Here is a 16,212-nt window from a genome sequence, read left to right on the forward strand (position 1 = left end):
TCAGGCTCCCTGCGCCGCCAGCGCGGCGCGCAGCGCGTCGTCGCCTTCATATGCGTTGCGCTTGCCCGTGTACGTGCCCGTGCTCAGTTCCTGTAGCGTTTCGTACAACGATGCCGGTACCGTGACGCCGTGTTGCACGGTGCGTTTGCGCGCCTCGTAACGGCGGTCCGACGGCAGCCGCGTGCCCGGTTGTTCGAGGATCTTCGAGAACAACTGCTCGCCATGCGCGAGTTGCGCGGCGCGATCGCCGTTGGCCATGCACCGCACGGGATCGATCGCAATGATCAGCTCGCCACCGCACGGCGCGCCGGTATTGGCCACGTCCTTCTCCCCGGCCTCGTAGCTCAGCAGATCGCCGACGAGCGGCCCCGCGAGCAGTTCCACCATCATGGCAATGGCCGCGCCCTTGACGCCGCCGAATGGCAGTTGCGCGCCCGCGAGCGCCGTCGCCGGATCGATCGTCGGTTGCCCATCGGGCCCCACGGCCCAGCCTTCCTCGAGTTGCCGGCCATCGCGCAGGCGCACCTGAATCTCGCCGCGCGCGCTCGCGCTCGATGCCTGATCGAACACTACGGGCGGATGATTGGCGCGCGGCCAGGCGAACGCCATCGGGTTGGTGCCATACAGCGGCCGGGTGCCGCCGGCCGGCGCGACATACGGGCTGGCCGCGACGAACGCAAAGGCCACCAGACCCCGCTCGGCAAGACGCTCCACCTCGGGCCACAACGCCGCCACGTTGAGCGCATTGTTGACGGCCATCGCCGCGATGCCGGTCTCGCTCGCCAGTTTGGCCAGCGGGGCATCGGCGACTTCGAGCGCGAGCGGAGAGAACCCATAGTGCGCATCGACCTTGAGCACGCCCGGTGCCAGCACGGACAGCGTGGGCTCCGCATCGCCCGACGCCTGGCCCGCGCGCAACGCGTTCACGTAGAACGGAATGCGGAACAGGCCATGATGGCGGCACTCGTCGCGTTCGGCGGCGGTGACGGTGTTGGCGATGGCCTGCGCGTGCCGCGCGCCGAACCCCTGCGCCTGCAGCAGGCGTTTGGCGAGGGCATGGACGTCGTCGAGCGTCATCGTGATGGCGTGAGGCATAAGGGGTCTCCTGTGGGTGTCGATAAGGGCGGGGGCGTACTTACTTGCGCACGAGCGGGCAGGCGCTGGCCGCAAGCGGCTGAAACGCTTCGTTGGCGGGAACCGTGTCGAGGATGCGGTAGTAATCCCACGCGGCCCGGGACTCGGCGGGCTTCTTGACCTCGACGAGGTACATGTCGTGCATGACCTGGCCATCTTCGCGAATCCAGCCGTTCTCCGTGTACATGTCCTTGACCGGCATCTGGCGCATCTTTGCCATCACGGCCGTGGCGTCATCGGTCCCGGCGGCCTCGACGCCCCTGAGGTAATGGCGCACCGCGGAGTAGACGCCGGCCTGCGTCATCGTGGGCATGGCCTTGCGCCGCTCGTAGAACTTGCGCGACCACGCGCGCGTGGCGTCGTTGCGGTCCCAGTAGAACGCGGTCAGGAACTGCAGGCCCTGCGCGCTCTTGAGCCCCATGCTGTGGACGTCCGTGATGAACACGGCGGGCGCGGCGAGCGATTGCTTGCGCGTGACGCCGAATTCCGCGGCCTGCTTGACGGTGGAGGCCATGTCGCTACCCGCGCTGGCGGACACGATGACCTTCGCGCCGGAGCTTTGCGCCTGCAGCAGATACGAACTGAGGTCGGGCGAGTTCAGCGGGAATTTCACTTCGCCGAGCATCTTGCCGCCCGACTCGAGCACGGTCTTGCGGATATCGGCGGCGAATGCGTGGCCGAACGCGTAATCGACCGTCATCAGATACCACGAGTCGTAGCCGCGCTTCGACAGCAGCTTGGCCAGTCCATGACCATTGCTGTAGCTGTTGTAGACCCATTGCGTCGAGTACGGCGAGCATGACTTGCCCGTGAACTCGCTCGATGCGGCCGCGACGAGCGTGATTTTCTTGCGCTCGGCCGCAAGGCCCTGCACGGCCAGGCCGACGCTCGAGTTCGAGAAATCGGCGATGACATCGACCCCTTCGCGATCGAACCACTGGCGCGCTTTCGTGGCGCCGACGTCCGCCTTGTTCTGGTGGTCGCCGGCGACGATCTCGATGCGGCTGCCCGCGACCTTGCCGCCAAACTCCTCGACGGCCAGCCGCGCCGCCTCGACCGAGCCCTGGCCGGACAGATCCGAGTACGGGCCCGACTGATCGTTGAGGATGCCAATCTTCACAACGTTGTCGGAGATCTGTGCGTGGGTGGCGAAGGGCGCGAGCAGTGATGCGCAGAGCGCGAGGGGTCCGATGGCAGGGCGGATGGTGGGCATGGGGGCCTCCAAGGTGAATTTGCGTGAGGCGCAAGTTGATTTGCATCGTACACAAATTTCATGGGAGGCAAAAGAATTATCTTGAACGCACCATTTCGGCTCAAAATTTGCCCCACAGGCAATATTGCTCGCCGTTTCTGTGCATTCCGGATAAACTCGCGTGCACACAACCGACAACAACAGCCCATGAACGTTGAGCAACGCGTCGAGGCGGTGTCCCGGCAACTCGGCATGCGCATTCGCGCGGCCAGAAAGGCGCGCGCCATCACGCTCGATGGCCTGAGCGAACAGACCGCGCTATCGGCAGGCTTCCTGTCGCGGCTCGAGCGCGGCGAGACGAATGCATCGATCTCCAACCTGATCGTGATTGCGGATCGGCTGGGCATTCCGTTGCGGGACTTCTTCGAAGGGCCGGGCCAGGAGCCCCAGCCCGAATTCGTGGTGAGCCGCGCGGCGGAGCGCAATGCCGCCGCGGCAATGGAAGGCAAGGGCTACACCTACCGCCTGACGAGCGGCGTGCTGGCCGACCAGCAGATGAGCGCGTTCGAACTCACGTACCTGCCCGGCGAAGCCATGCACCACGAGTCGTTGAGCCACAAGGGCGAAGAGGTCCTGTACCTGCTCGAGGGCGAACTCGAATTCGAGATCAACGGACAGGTGGCCGTGCTCGGCGCGGGAGACTGCGTCCACTTCAACTGCGAAAAGCCGCACCGCGGCCGCAATATCGGCAAGACGCCGGCGCGGCTGCTGATGGTCGTTACGCCGGTGGATTCGCTGGCGCCGTAGACGCAGGGCGGCGCGTCCGCGCCGGTTTCTGCACGGCCGCCTCGGCGCGCATCGCATCGAGGATGGCCTCGCTCTTGTGCATCAGGTGTGTCTTCAGAATGCTGGCCATGGCTGCCGCATCGCGGCGCTGCAGCGCATTGAGCATGCCTTCATGCTCGGCCATCGCGCGCGACCAGATCTCTTCGGTCATTGGCGAATCGAAGCGAATGCGACGAATGCGCGCGTTCAGCTGCGCGTACTGCGTCTGCAGTATCGGGTTGTGCGTGGCCGCGACGATCGCTTCGTGAATCCGCCGATTGGCATCGTAGTAGGGCGCCAGATCGCGCGCGCGGAATGCGGTCCGCAGGTCTTCATGCACGGCTTCCAGCGCGGCGAGCGCCGCCGGTTCGATGCGCTTGCAGGCCTGCTCTCCGGCCAGCGCTTCCAGCGCGCCGGCGACGGCGAACAACCCGTCCACCTCCTCCAGCGTCAACACGTGCACGCGCGCGCCGCGGTTGGGCAGCAGTTCCACATGCCCCTCGGCGGCGAGCACCTTCAATGCCTCGCGCAACGGCGTCCGGGACACGCCGAACCGTTCGCATAGCTCGGCTTCGGGGACCTTGGCGCCAGGCGGCACATCGCCGCGAATAAAGACTTCGCGCAGGTTGTCGAGGAGGGAATTGTGGACGAATTCTTTGCTCATAACCGCGATTATGCATGCATTTTCGGCGGTATGCATGTCCAGGCGCCGATTTTTGACCCGTGTTTACCCGATCCTGCATGCAAATGGCTTGACCGCGCGCGACGCGGACTCCTACAGTGACATGCATTCACTTTAGCGATTAAGTGGATTTTCAACGAGATCGAATCAGGAGATAGGCTGAAAATGAATGCATTCCAACAGGGTATCCGCGAGATCGACGGCTCGACGCACGACGCGCAGCGTTATGTGAACGCGCTGGGGCCGCGCGGCGTCATCGGCATCATGACGCCGGGCCCGAACGTCAACGTCGAGAACGAGATGATGGACATGCGGCCGCGCGGCATCATCAACGCGGTGGACCGCTACTACGTTCCGAACCAGAAGATCGAGCAGAACGAGGATTGGTCGATCATCATGCGCAACGTCACCGCGAACCTCGACGACTCGGTGCGCCGCCTGCGGGAAGCGTTGATCGATCATCTGGTGCTGGGCATGTCCTCGCAAAGCTATATGGGCGGGGAGCGGGGCAGCTTTGCGCTGCTCGAGCATCTGGAAAAGATCTCCGGGTTGAACGTGACGATGGGCGCGCAGTCGGCGGAGCAGGCGTTCAAGCTGTGCGGTGCCAGGAAGATTGCGTTGCTGACGCCGTACTATCCGGTGATCGAGCAGAACGCGATCGACTACTTCACCGCTCGCGGATTCGAGGTGGTCCACGTGGAGGGGCTCAAGTGCAAGAGCATCATCCACGTTGCGTCGCAGACGTACGAAGAGCTTGCGGCCGCGACGATGCGCTGCGAGGCGGCAAAGCCCGATGCGATCCTGCAGCTCGGTACCAACCTTGCCTACGCCCGCGTGGCCAACGATGCCGAGAAGTGGCTGCGCAAGCCGGTGTTCGCATCGGGTCCGGTGATCTACTGGTCCGCGCTGCGAAAGATGGGCATCAAGGACCAGATCGACGGGTTCGGCAGCCTGATGTCACATCACTGAGCGCCAGCCAGCACGAGGAGACAGGACGTGAAACACATCCAACGGATCGTGCTGGCAGCCGCCCTCGGGCTGCTGACCGGCGCGACATATGCGCAGGACACTTATCCCGCGAAGCCCATCACGCTGCTGGTCGGCTTCGCGCCGAGCGGTGGCACCGACATCATTGCGCGGCAGCTGGGGCAGAAGCTTGGCGAGATCTTGAAGCAACCCGTGGTCATCGAAAACCGAGCGGGTGCCAGCGGCACGATCGCGGCCACGGCGGTCGCGCGGGCGAAGCCCGATGGCTATACGCTGCTGCTCGGGCATGTCAGCTCCAACGCGATGGTCCCGGCCATCACGCCGAAGCTGCCCTACGACCCCGAGAAGGACTTCACGCCGATCGTGCTGATCGGCACGGTGCCGCAGGTGATCGTCGTGCCGGCCAGCTCCCCGGCAAAGACGCTGGCGGACTTTATCGCGATGAGCAAGGCGAAGAAGGGGGCGGTGAACTATGCCTCGTCGGGTGTCGGCACGCAGCAGCATTTCGCCGCGGAGCTGTTCCAGTCGGCGACGGGCGCGACCATGACGCATGTGCCGTACAAGGGCAGCGGCGCGGCGCTGACGGATCTGCTGAGCGGGCAGGTAGACGTGAACTTCGACACGGTGCCCACGGTGCTCCAGTACATCCGCAGCGGCCGCCTGCGCGCGCTGGCCGTCACGACGCCCACACGAGTCGCGTCGCTCCCCGATGTGCCAACGGTCGCGGAGTCGGGCATCCCCGGATTTGCGATCAGCGCCTGGTACATGCTGATGGGCCCGCCCAACCTGCCGGACAGCATTCGCGACACCCTGAACCATGCCGCCAACGATGCGCTGAAATCGCCCGACCTGCGGGAGAAACTCGGCGCGCTGAGTACCGAGATCAGCGGCGGGACATCGGCGTCGGCGCGCGACTACCTGAAGGCGGAGGTCATACGCTGGCAGCGCATCGCGGCGGAGAAGAAGATCGTGGCGGAGTGAGGGGGCGGGCGAGCGTGTCCGGGCTTGGCATAATGGCTAGACAACATCAAGCGCTGGCTGATTTGATCCTATGCGCGCTCGGCAAGCCATTCACTGTAGGCAAACGCCGTGCGCGCATCGGCAATCAGCCGGTCCAGACGTGCGGCGTCCTCGCTGATCGGCATCGCGGCCTGGCGGAGCATCGATTCCCAACGGCTGGCCACGAGGATTGCGGTGGCAGAGATCCAGTCTGCGGCGGTATCGGTGTCCACCCCGAAATGCGATGCGGCGTCGATCAATCGTGCCGCGCTTGTGCGGGTGCCACCGTCCTTGCCTGTCGCCATGGCAAGTGCGGGTCCTTCGCCGATCGGCTGCGAAACAATGTTCGCCGCGGGCGTGATATCGAACGCCGGCGACAGGTGCCAGCCTTTCTCCAGGGAGCCGTCGTGCAGCAGGCCATGGTTGAGCGGATGATCGTCGATGTTGCCGACCAGCGCGTTGAACACCATGCGTTGCCAAAGTTCGCGCAGTTGCCGCGGCAGATCATCCCGGCCTCTCGCCCATACGCGCACGCGATCGCCGAAGGCGAGATACGACCGGTGAGGGTCGCCGCGCACGGCATCGAGCCGTAAGCCGAGTACCGTATGGGCGCTCGCGTAGAGCTTGCGCTGTGGTCGATAGGGATCTCCAGCTCGATCGAAACGCTCGGCCAGCAATACCTGATGCGATCCAAACGTGACCAGTTCCACTGGGGCGACGTCTAGGCCCGCCGCTCGCGCAAGTTCCATCGTCACGAATTCGCGCGCGGGCAACGCAGGGCGGTCGCCGCGATCCTGCATCTTTGCAAGCCAGAGGCGACCGTCATGCACTAGTGTCGTCTTTGGACGCTCCCCACCAGCACTGGTCGCAAGATCCTCGTTCAATCGGCGCAATGCCCTGCTCGACGGCGCTGCGGCATCGAGTTCCTCCGCCAGCGGCCGGAGTTCCTCGAGTCCTTTCGGCCGCCACGCGAGCTTGCGTTCGATATCGATGCATGCCTCGACCGCGCCGACGCCATCGGGCACCCCGAGTTCCAGAAGCTGCAGGGCACTCAGCGGGGTGCCCGCTTGTGCGGCGAGTCTGTCCGCACCGTATCCGGCGGGTTTCGCATCGCGTATGACGCCGGGCAAGCCGTCGGCACCGCGAATGGCGATTCCGCGGGCGCTACGTACCGGGCGAAGTTCGAGAGGGTCGAGGGGCCGTGCCTCGGCGCGATCGAGATAGTCGGCACAGTATGCAAAGCGAGACGATGCCCGGTCGACAGTCAGGTCTGCCGCATGCAATGGCGCGTCCTGACCCGGTGGCCACGCCCAGATCGGTACGGTCGCCATCAGCCTTCTCCCAGTTGTCGCGTTGCGAAAGCAACGAACTCGGGGTCGTTCTGCGGCGCCAGCAGGTCTTCCAGCTGATCCAGAAGCCCCAACCCCTGAAGCACCTTGAGCAGGTTGCCGGTCGATACGCCATCGCCGCCGTTTTCGATCGTGCGGAGGGTCGATAACGAGACGTCGGAAAAATGGGCCAGTTGCTCCTGCGTCATTTCGCGGACCTTGCGGGCCCTCACGATGCGGGTGCCAAGACGCTCCAGCGCGGTCTGCACGAGAACGGGGGTGTGCTTCGGTGGGCGGCGAGGCGGGCTCATCACCGAAGTCTAGATAGCAATCGCCATAATATCAACGATTTATGGCAAAAAATCGTTGACAGTATGACGATTATAAGACGTGGCGAGCCTCATAAGGCACATGCATCTCGAGGTTACTCGAACCGATGCGCCGCCAGTTCCAGTGTCTCTGCCATCTGGGCCGAGTTCATCTGGAAGCGGACCACGCGGTTGATGTCCGGGGCGTACCACGCCGTGGCCGAGTAGGGGTGGCTGACAGTGCCGCCGCCGCCGCCGATGACGCGTTGGACGTAGCCGCGATAGGTGATGCGGATGGTGCGGAACTGGCCGGCGGGCGTGGAGATGTCGGATTCGCTGCTGGCGATGCCGTCGATGTTCGTCAGCGTGCCGCCCGCCTGCTTGTACGAGAGTTTCCAGCGCTGGCCGACCTTCACGCCCGCGGGGACCCAGCCCGTCGGGGGCGATGCCGCGTCGAACTCGCCGCCGGCGGGCGTGACGATGCGTTCGAGGCTGCCGTCGGGGCGTTCGATGCGGCCGCCCTGGTTGATGATTACGCGGTCGGCTTCGATGCGGTCCACGCGGTATCTCACTTCCGACTGGCGGCGCGTCAGATTGTCCGTCAGTACGTATTGCCAGACCTCGCCGACGCGTGGCGAGCCGTCCGATGCGGCGGCTTGCGGGGCAACCTGGGCGCCGGCCGCACCGGTGCCGCGTGCCGAGTCATTCGCGGAAGGCTGATAGTTTGCCAGCGCCGTCGCGCCGCGCGCGTTGATATCGCGCACCCATGCGGCGGGTACCGCGCGCTGGCGTGGCGGCGGATTGCCTGCGGACGACAGGAGGATGCCAACCAGTCGGCCGCCGTCGTCGAACAGCGCACCACCGTTGGCCGCCGCATCCTGCGGTACCCCCAGCTCGATGCTCGACAGCTTGTAGTCCGTCCCCGCCTGCAGTCCGGTGACCGCCGATTCGCGCACCGCGACCGCGCCGCCGGCCACGGATGCCAGCACCATCTTCTGGCCGAGCGCCGGCGCCGTATTGCCCGCGGCGAGGGTCACGCCCGTGCCCGGCAGGTTCGGCACCTTGAGCAGGCAGAGATTGCGTTCGACATCGGGCGCGGCGAGCGTGGCCTCGTAGGAAACGTTGTCGCGCACGACGGCAATCGATCGCGCGCCGGCGAGCGCATTGCATGCCGTCACCACCTGGTTCTGGCCGATGACGACGCCCGAGGTATTGGCGATGGCATTCCCCTGTGCGCCAACCGCGCGGACCGCGTAGACGTTGGTCGTGATCTGTTCCAGGCCGATGGCGCTGGCTGACGTGGCGGTGGCCGCGAGCGCGGCGAGCAGCAGGGTGCGGTGAGACATGCGGATAGATGCGGAATATTCTTTGTCGTGGGCTCGCCCGCACTGCGGCGGGTCGCGCGTAATGTATCAAGCCGGACAAACCGGCAGGCCCCCGCGAAGGTGGGGTGGCGGTAACCATCCCGGCACGGACCGCATTTGCATCGTCGGAAACCTTCGTGGACCCGTGGCGGCGTGCTGCCTAGACTGGGCGCTTCCCTGACTCAGTGCCGCCAACATGAAACGACGCCACGTTCTTGCCTCGATTGCCCTCGCCCTTGCCGCAGTCGCCACGACCACCGCCGCCCACGCCCAGCGCGCCGACCGCCCGCTCAAGGTCGGTGTGCGGGGCGGCGTGGACGAGGAGATCTGGGAGGTGGTCACCCGCGTGGCAGAGAAGCAGGGTCTCAAGGTGCAGATGATCATCATTACGGGCACCGCCAGCCCCAACGAGGCGCTGAACAACGGCGACCTCGATGCCAACTCGTTCCAGCACATCCCGTTCCTGCGGGACCAGATCAAGCAGCGTGGCTACAAGATCGTCGATGTCGGCCATACGCTGATCTCGCCCATCGCGTTCTACTCGAAGAAGTACAAGTCGCTCGATGCGCTGCCCAACGGCGCGCGCATTGGCCTGCCGAACGATCCGAGCAACCAGACACGCGCGCTCGTGATCCTGCGCGACAAGGGCCTGATCAAGCTGCGCGACGGTTTCGATCCGTTCACCGGTACCGTGGGGCTGGCGGACATCACCGCGAACCCGAAGAAGTTCGAGTTCATCGAGACCGCCGGCGTGGTGCAGCCGCGCGCGCTGCCGGACGTCGATGCCGCGGCCATCGTGAATACATTCGCCTATCAGGCCGGACTGATCGCCACGCGCGATGGCATTGCCGTGGAGAAGAAGGAGAACAACCCGTACGTCAACGTGATCGCCGTGCGCGAGAAGGACAAGGCCGCGCCTTGGGTCGCACCGCTGGTCAAGGCCTACCACTCCGACGAAGTGCGCCAGTTCATCCTGACCAAGTTCCAGGGCTCGGTGATCCCGGCGTTCTGATCCGCCATGTCCAATCTGCAAACAAGCGACCCGCATATCGTTTTCGACCGCATCGGCAAGACGTATGCAAGCGCCCCGGCGCCCGCACTGGCCGAGATCTCCTTCAGCGTCGCGCGCGGCGAGATGTTCGGCATCATCGGCCGCAGCGGCGCGGGGAAATCCACGCTGCTGCGGACCATCAATATGCTGGAGCGGCCCGATACCGGACGCGTATCGATCGACGGCCGCGATATCGGCGTGCTGGACGACGATGGGCTCGTGGGTTTGCGCCAGCGCATCGGCATGATCTTCCAGCACTTCAACCTGCTGTCGGCGAAGACCGTGTTCGAGAACGTGGCGCTGCCGCTCCGTGTGGCCGGCGTGCCGGCGAAGGACATCGCGCCGCGTGTCAACGAGGTGCTGGCGCTGGTCGGCCTCGAGGGCAAGGCAAAGGTCTACCCCGCAAAGCTGTCGGGCGGCCAGAAGCAGCGCGTGGGCATCGCCCGGGCACTGGTCAACCATCCCGAGATTCTGCTTTGCGACGAGGCCACGTCCGCGCTCGATCCGGAGACCACCGAGCAGATCCTCGCGCTGCTGCGCGATATCCATCGCAAGATCGGCCTCACCGTCGTGCTGATCACGCACGACATGGCCGTGATCCGCGAGGCATGCGATCGCGTGCTTGTGCTCGATCATGGGCGCATCGTCGAACAGGGCACCGTGTGGGACGTCTTCACCGAGCCACGCGCCGAGGCGACCATCGCATTGCTGCGCCCGTTGCGTCCCCTTCGCCCCCCACGGCCGGCGCAAGGCCGTGAACCGCATCCATCCGCCACACCGCAACCGGAGCCCCCACGCCATGTGGCTGCCAGTCTTTGACAAGTACGTAAAAGCTTTCGGCGAGACGCTGCTGATGACGGGCGCCGCCTGCGCGGTGGTGTTCGTCGCCGGCATGGCGCTCGCGCTTGTGCTGACCGTGACCGCGCCGCGAGGCCTGGCGCCGCGTCCGCGCCTGCACCGCGTGCTGTCCGTGCTCGTGAACATGTTCCGCGCGATCCCGTTCATCATCCTGCTCGTCGCGATGCTGCCGGTAACGCGCATGATCGTGGGCACGACCATGGGTACCTGGGCCGCCGTCGTCCCGCTGAGCGCGCATCTGATTCCGTTCTTCGCGCGCGTATCGCAGGTCGCGCTCAACGAGATCGATCCCGGGCTCGTGGAGGCCGCGCGGGCGATGGGCTGCCGCCGCTGGCATATCGTGCGGCACGTGCTGTTGCCGGAAGCCTTGCCGGCGCTGCTCGGCGGCGCCACGGTGACCGTGATCGCGATGATCGGGTCGTCGGCGATGGCCGGCGCCGTCGGCGCGGGCGGCCTCGGCGACCTGGCCATCCGGTATGGATACGAGCGCTACGAGACGTCGGTGATGTTCAATGTGATCGTCATTCTCGTGGCACTCGTCACGCTCGTGCAGTTCAGTGGCGAACGGCTGGCGCGGCACTTCGATCGCAGACGCTGATTCAGCTGGCCGCGCCGTGCGAGGCGAGCACCGGATCGCCTTCCACGGCCACCGACGCACGGCCATCGGGCCCTACCGGCACATCGCCGACGAGCGTCACGCGATAGAGCTGCCGATCGAAGTCGAGATCGAAGATATCGGTCGGCGCCAGATGCGCGGTGGACCGGTTGTCCCAGAACGCGACGCTGCCCGGCTCCCACTTGAAACGCACCGTGAACTCGGAGCGTATCGCATGTTCCCAGAGTAATTCCAGAATCTGCTGGCTTTCGCGCGGCGCGAGGTCCTTGACCGATTTCAGGAAGGACGGGCTGACGTAGAGCGCGCGCTCGCCGGTTTCCGGATGCACGCGCACGAGCGGATGCTCGCTGACGAGCGACGCGCGATTGACCAGCGCGTCGAACTCGCGCGTGCCGCTGGCGCCGGCCGGGGCCGTAAAGCGATGAATGCCGCGCAGCCCATCGACAAACGCGCGCAGCGGCGCCGACAGCGCCTGATAGGCGGCGACGAGGTTGGTCCATTGCGTGTCGCCGCCATACGGCGGGATGGTCACGCCGCGCAGGATCGATGCGGCGGGCGGATTGACCGCGGCCGTCACGTCGGTGTGCCAGCCGGTCCAGGGCCGCACGTTCGTCTGGCCCTGAAAGCGGTTGGCCTTGCGATGCTTGCCGATCGAATACACCTCGGGGTGCCCCTCCACATGGCCGAACACGGGGTGTCCCACGGTCAGCTCGCCGAATTGCCGCGCGAACGCGACCTGCGTATCGTGCGTCAGCGGCTGGTCGCGGAAGAACACGACCTTCCAGCGCAGCAGCGCGCGGCGAATCGCGGCGACCTGCGCGGCGGGGAGCGGTTGCGTGAGGTCGGCGCCATGAATCTCCGCGCCGATATGCGCGGACAGCGGGGCGATGCGAAGCCCCGCCTGGGCGGCGCCCAGATTCGCATCGCCGGGGGCGTCGGACAGGTCGGTGACGGCGAGTTGGGTCTGTGTCATGTGTGCACCTCGGTTTGGGGTGGGGTGGTCGGTGTCAGATCGACATGGCAGGCCACGCGATGCGCGGCAGTCGAAGCGTTCGGCCCGGCGACCTCGCGCGATACGGGCTTTTCCTGCCGGCAGCGCGCGGTGGCATACGGGCAGCGGGCCTGATAGCGGCAGCCGGCGGGCAGCGCGACGGGCGACGGGATGTCCGCGGGCGGTGCACCGGCGGTCGTCGAATCGACGCGGGTCTCGCTCGCGGCGATTAGCGCGCGCGTGTAGGGATGTGCCGGGCGGCGCAGGATCTCGTCGCGCGGGCCGATCTCCATGAACTCGCCCAGATAGAGCACGCCGATCTGGTCGCTCATATAGGCGACCACGGCGAGATCGTGCGAGATCAGCACGTAGGTCAGCGCCTGTTCGCGCTGGATATCCTTGAGCAGATTGAGGATCTGCGCCTGAATGGAAACGTCGAGCGCGGAGACCGGTTCGTCGAGCACGAGCGCGCGCGGCGAGAGGCCCAGCGCGCGCGCGATGGCCACGCGCTGGCGCTGGCCGCCGCTCAGCTGGTTCGGATATCGCGTGGCGAGCTCGGGCATCAGGCCGACCGCCGCGAGCAGCGCGCCCACGCGCGCCTGCAGGACCTTGCCGCGATACAGATCGTGCACGCGCATGGGTTCGGCGACGATATCGCCGATACGCATCATCGGGTTCAGCGAGGCGTAGGGGTCTTGCAGGACGGGTTGCACGAGCCGGTGGAACGCCTTGCGCTCGCGCGCGCCGCGCAGCGATAGCGGGGCGCCATCGACGCGGAGCGTGCCGGCCGTCGCGGGTTCGGCCGCGAGCAGCAGCCTTGCGAGCGTGCTTTTGCCGGAGCCCGACTCGCCGACGAGGCCGAATGTGGTGCCGGCGGGCACGTCGAAGCCGACGCCCGACACGGCGTGCAGCGTGCGGCTGGCGCCAAGGAGGCCGTTGCGGACCTGGTAGGTTTTGTGCAGATCCCGAGCGGAGAGAAATGCCGGGTGTGCCGTCATGCAACCCTCCTGCGTGGATGGGTGGCCGCGTCCGCCGGTACGTCGGCGGCCGGCCCGATGGACCGTTGCACGCGCTGCACCGTATGCCAGCACGCCACACGCCGCCGACCCTCGTCCCATTCGAACCAGTTGGGATAACGCGCATGGCAGCGTTCATCGGCCTCCCCGCAGCGCGCCGCGAAGCGGCAGCCATCGGCCCATGCGCGCGCAAGCGGCGGTGTGCCGGGAATCGTGCGCAGCGCGGCATCCCGATCGTGCAGCGAGGGCACGGCGCTCAGCAGGCCCTCCGTGTACGGATGCACGGGATGTGCAAAGACATCGGCAATCGGCCCGTGTTCCACCACGCGGCCCGCATACATGATGGCCACGTCGTCGCAGAACTGGGACGCGAGCTGCAGATCGTGTGTGACGAAGACGATAGTGAGGTTTCGCGATGCCTGCAGGGACTTCAGCAGACCCAGAATCTGCATCTGCACCGTGACATCGAGCGCGGTCGTCGGCTCGTCGCAGATCAGCAGGTCCGGCGCGCACGCCAGGTTGATCGCGATGCAGACACGCTGCCGCATCCCGCCGCTGAACTGGAACGGATAGCTGTCCAGGCGCTCCGTCGCGGCGGGAATGCGCACGGCCTCGAGCGCTTCGATACTCAGGCGCCGCAACGTGGCCCGATCGGTAATGCCATGGTGCCAGCGAAAGACTTCGGCAATCTGGTCGCCGATCGTCAGCAGCGGATTGAGCGCCGTCATCGCGTCCTGCAGCACCATGCCGATGCGCTTGCCGCGCAGCGCGCGCAATTGCCGTGGGCGCAAGCGCACGAGGTCGACGCCGTCGAACAGCACTTCGCCCTCCACGATGCGGCCGTTGGGCGGCAGGAGGCCGAGCATCGACGCGCAGGTCATGCTCTTGCCGGAGCCCGACTCGCCGACGAGCGCGAGGATCTTGCCGCGCCGGACCTTGAGGTTGACATGATCGACGGCGGTCACCGTGCCGCCCTGCGTCACGAGCTGGGTGGTGAGATTGCGGGTTTCGAGAAGAATGTCCATGGTGTCGTCCTGTCACCAGCTTTCGGGAATCACGGGGTTCAGCTTTTCCCGCAGGACGTCGCCGAGCTGGTTCACGGCCAGTACCGTGACGATGAGCACCGCGCCGGGCAGCACGCAGATCCACCATGCATTGCTCAGATGGCTGCGGCCCTCGGCGATCATCGATCCCCACGACGCGAGCGGCGGCTGGACACCGAGGCCCAGAAAGCTCAGCGTGGCTTCCAGCACGATCACGCTGCCGAGGTCGAGCGTGGCCAGCACGATCAGCGTGCCCAGCACGTTCGGCACGATATGGCGGCGCAGGATCCATCCGGTGCCCGCGCCCGCCAGGCGCGCGAGCAGTACGTATTCGCGCGATTTCAGCGAGAGGACCTCGCCGCGCGTGACGCGCGCGAAACGGGCCCAGTTGGCCAGCGTGAGCACGATCACGAGGTTCGTCATATCGACGCCGATCACGCCGGCCAGCACCAGCGCCAGGATGACGGCCGGGAATGCCAGCTGCATGTCGGTCAGGCGCATGATGAACGCGTCGGCCGCGCCGCCGAGATAGCCGGCCACCACGCCGAGCGTCGTGCCGATCAGCCCCGCCAGGCCGACGACGATCAGCGCGACGGTCAGCGAGACGCGCGCGCCGGCGATCACGCGCGACAGGATGTCGCGGCCGAGCGGATCGGTCCCCATCCAGTGCGTGGCGGAGGGCGGCTGGAACGTGTCGGCGAGCGAGATCGCCACGGGATCGAACGGTACGATCAGCGGTGCCAGCAGCGCGCAGAGGCCGATCACGAGCACGGCGGCGATGGCGGTCCACTTCTGCACGCGCGCGGCAAGACGGCGTGAGCGCGGAGGGGCGGCGGGCACCGCAATGGGCTCCGACGGCAGTTCTCGGATCAGCGGGAGGACATTCCGCGGCAGCACATCAGGCATAGCGAATCCGAGGGTCGATGACGGCGTACAGCAGGTCCACCGCCAGGTTGACGAGCGCGAACACGACCGCCGCGATGGTCACGGCGGCCTGCACGATCGTGTAGTCGAGGTTGTTGATCGAATCGAGGATCAGTTGCCCGACGCCGGGCCAGGCGAAGACCACCTCGACCGACACCGCGCCGCCGAGCAGCACACCGAACTGCAGCGAGACGAAGGTGATGACGGGAAGGATGGCGTTGCGCAGCGCATGCCGAAACACAATGACCGGTTCGGGCACGCCCTTGATGCGCGCGAACTTGATGTACTCCGAATGCAGGACCGTGGTCATGCTCGAGAGCGTCAGTCTTGCCACGCCCGCCGCGGCGTACCAGCCCAACGCGCACATCGGCAGGATCAGATGCGCCACGGAGCCATAGCCGCCGGTCGGAAACCAGCGGAATTCGAGCGAGAACAACTTGACGAAGATGAGGCTGAAGAAGAACGGCGGCGCCGCCTGCCCGAGCACGCCAAACACCTTGGCGAACTGGTCGACGACGCCGTGTGGCCAGAGCGCGGACGCGATACCCAACGGCAGGCCGATGAGCACGGCCACACCGAGCGCGGCCACGGCGAGGATCAGCGTGGGCAGCAGTGCTTCCGCGACGACGCCGAGCGCGGGACGCGAGAAGCGGTACGAGGTCCCGAAGTCGCCATGCGCGAGGTCGCCGAGAAAGCTCGCGAACTGCACCGGCAGGGGCCGGTCGAGCCCCATCTGCTGGCGCAGGACGACGCGGTCCGCTTCCGTGGCCTCGGGTGGCAGCATCAGGTGCGTCGGGTCGCCAATCGCGCGGACGATCGTAAAGATCAGCGCGATCACGAGCAGGACCGTCAGCGCGGATTGCGCGAGGCGCCGGAGGAGGTAGTTGAGCATGC

Annotated in this window: 17 protein-coding genes; 6 read left to right on the forward strand and 11 right to left on the reverse strand. The window is 66.3% G+C overall.

Annotation, left to right across the window (positions count from 1 at the left end):
- Both AAHB16_RS11470 and AAHB16_RS11475 read right to left on the reverse strand, forming a co-directional pair.
- A complete protein-coding gene (locus tag AAHB16_RS11470) occupies window positions 1-1,095 on the reverse strand; it encodes an Ldh family oxidoreductase (RefSeq protein WP_342050916.1) in 1,095 nt (364 codons plus the stop codon).
- A 40-nt stretch (window positions 1,096-1,135) separates the two neighbouring features.
- Complete coding sequence (locus tag AAHB16_RS11475) at window positions 1,136-2,347, reverse strand: ABC transporter substrate-binding protein (protein WP_342050917.1); 1,212 nt, start codon at window positions 2,345-2,347, stop codon at window positions 1,136-1,138.
- Between the two features lie 186 nt (window positions 2,348-2,533).
- On the opposite strand from AAHB16_RS11475, the gene AAHB16_RS11480 reads away from it, so the two are divergent.
- Complete coding sequence (locus AAHB16_RS11480; protein WP_191002334.1) at window positions 2,534-3,133, forward strand: cupin domain-containing protein; 600 nt, start codon at window positions 2,534-2,536, stop codon at window positions 3,131-3,133.
- Here AAHB16_RS11480 and AAHB16_RS11485 read toward each other — a convergent pair.
- Window positions 3,105-3,815 (reverse strand): GntR family transcriptional regulator, encoded by a 711-nt coding sequence (locus AAHB16_RS11485; RefSeq protein WP_150374258.1) that lies wholly within the window; start codon window positions 3,813-3,815, stop codon window positions 3,105-3,107. The genes AAHB16_RS11480 and AAHB16_RS11485 overlap by 29 nt on opposite strands.
- 183 nt (window positions 3,816-3,998) lie before the next feature.
- On the opposite strand from AAHB16_RS11485, the gene AAHB16_RS11490 reads away from it, so the two are divergent.
- Window positions 3,999-4,802 carry a maleate cis-trans isomerase family protein gene (locus AAHB16_RS11490; RefSeq protein WP_150374259.1) on the forward strand — a complete coding sequence of 268 codons (804 nt, stop codon included), beginning with the start codon at window positions 3,999-4,001 and terminating at the stop codon, window positions 4,800-4,802.
- Window positions 4,803-4,829: 27 nt separating this feature from the next.
- Window positions 4,830-5,801: a Bug family tripartite tricarboxylate transporter substrate binding protein gene (locus AAHB16_RS11495; protein ID WP_150374260.1), complete on the forward strand. Its 972-nt coding sequence runs from the start codon at window positions 4,830-4,832 to the stop codon at window positions 5,799-5,801.
- A gap of 68 nt (window positions 5,802-5,869) precedes the next feature.
- Here the strand turns inward: AAHB16_RS11495 and AAHB16_RS11500 are convergent, their stop codons facing one another.
- The 3 genes from AAHB16_RS11500 to AAHB16_RS11510 form a co-directional block, all read right to left on the reverse strand.
- On the reverse strand, window positions 5,870-7,150 hold the full coding sequence (locus tag AAHB16_RS11500; protein ID WP_342050918.1) for a type II toxin-antitoxin system HipA family toxin: 1,281 nt from the start codon (window positions 7,148-7,150) through the stop codon (window positions 5,870-5,872).
- Window positions 7,150-7,416, reverse strand: coding sequence for a helix-turn-helix domain-containing protein (locus AAHB16_RS11505; protein ID WP_342050919.1), 267 nt, complete (start codon window positions 7,414-7,416; stop codon window positions 7,150-7,152). Before AAHB16_RS11505 ends, AAHB16_RS11500 begins: the two co-directional genes overlap by 1 nt.
- Before the next feature lie 155 nt (window positions 7,417-7,571).
- Window positions 7,572-8,801, reverse strand: coding sequence for a S1 family peptidase (locus AAHB16_RS11510; RefSeq protein ID WP_342050920.1), 1,230 nt, complete (start codon window positions 8,799-8,801; stop codon window positions 7,572-7,574).
- A gap of 214 nt (window positions 8,802-9,015) precedes the next feature.
- On the opposite strand from AAHB16_RS11510, the gene AAHB16_RS11515 reads away from it, so the two are divergent.
- The 3 genes from AAHB16_RS11515 to AAHB16_RS11525 are packed head-to-tail and all read left to right on the forward strand — an operon-like array spanning window position 9,016 to window position 11,326.
- A complete protein-coding gene (locus tag AAHB16_RS11515) occupies window positions 9,016-9,831 on the forward strand; it encodes a MetQ/NlpA family ABC transporter substrate-binding protein (RefSeq protein ID WP_342050921.1) in 816 nt (271 codons plus the stop codon).
- Between the two features lie 6 nt (window positions 9,832-9,837).
- Window positions 9,838-10,689 carry a methionine ABC transporter ATP-binding protein gene (locus AAHB16_RS11520; protein WP_446718085.1) on the forward strand — a complete coding sequence of 284 codons (852 nt, stop codon included), beginning with the start codon at window positions 9,838-9,840 and terminating at the stop codon, window positions 10,687-10,689.
- The gene (locus AAHB16_RS11525) at window positions 10,670-11,326 is read left to right on the forward strand and encodes a methionine ABC transporter permease (RefSeq protein WP_342050922.1); all 657 of its coding nucleotides are present in this window, start codon (window positions 10,670-10,672) and stop codon (window positions 11,324-11,326) included. Before AAHB16_RS11520 ends, AAHB16_RS11525 begins: the two co-directional genes overlap by 20 nt.
- A gap of 1 nt (window position 11,327) precedes the next feature.
- On the opposite strand, the gene AAHB16_RS11530 is transcribed toward AAHB16_RS11525, so the two are convergent.
- The 5 genes from AAHB16_RS11530 to AAHB16_RS11550 are packed head-to-tail and all read right to left on the reverse strand — an operon-like array spanning window position 11,328 to window position 16,210.
- Window positions 11,328-12,317, reverse strand: a complete 990-nt coding sequence (locus AAHB16_RS11530) for a TauD/TfdA dioxygenase family protein (protein ID WP_342050923.1) — start codon at window positions 12,315-12,317, stop codon at window positions 11,328-11,330.
- Window positions 12,314-13,333 carry an ABC transporter ATP-binding protein gene (locus AAHB16_RS11535; RefSeq protein WP_342050924.1) on the reverse strand — a complete coding sequence of 340 codons (1,020 nt, stop codon included), beginning with the start codon at window positions 13,331-13,333 and terminating at the stop codon, window positions 12,314-12,316. The genes AAHB16_RS11530 and AAHB16_RS11535 overlap by 4 nt, the downstream gene beginning before the upstream one ends.
- Window positions 13,330-14,376 (reverse strand): ABC transporter ATP-binding protein, encoded by a 1,047-nt coding sequence (locus tag AAHB16_RS11540; protein ID WP_342050925.1) that lies wholly within the window; start codon window positions 14,374-14,376, stop codon window positions 13,330-13,332. Before AAHB16_RS11540 ends, AAHB16_RS11535 begins: the two co-directional genes overlap by 4 nt.
- 12 nt (window positions 14,377-14,388) lie before the next feature.
- Window positions 14,389-15,234 (reverse strand): ABC transporter permease, encoded by an 846-nt coding sequence (locus AAHB16_RS11545; protein ID WP_342050926.1) that lies wholly within the window; start codon window positions 15,232-15,234, stop codon window positions 14,389-14,391.
- 58 nt (window positions 15,235-15,292) lie between these two features.
- Window positions 15,293-16,210, reverse strand: a complete 918-nt coding sequence (locus AAHB16_RS11550) for an ABC transporter permease (RefSeq protein WP_150374271.1) — start codon at window positions 16,208-16,210, stop codon at window positions 15,293-15,295.
- Between the last annotated feature and the right edge of the window lie 2 nt (window positions 16,211-16,212).

Source organism: Cupriavidus sp. OTU4054 (genome assembly GCF_038440175.1).
GTDB classification, from domain to species: Bacteria; Pseudomonadota; Gammaproteobacteria; order Burkholderiales; family Burkholderiaceae; genus Cupriavidus; species Cupriavidus pauculus_D.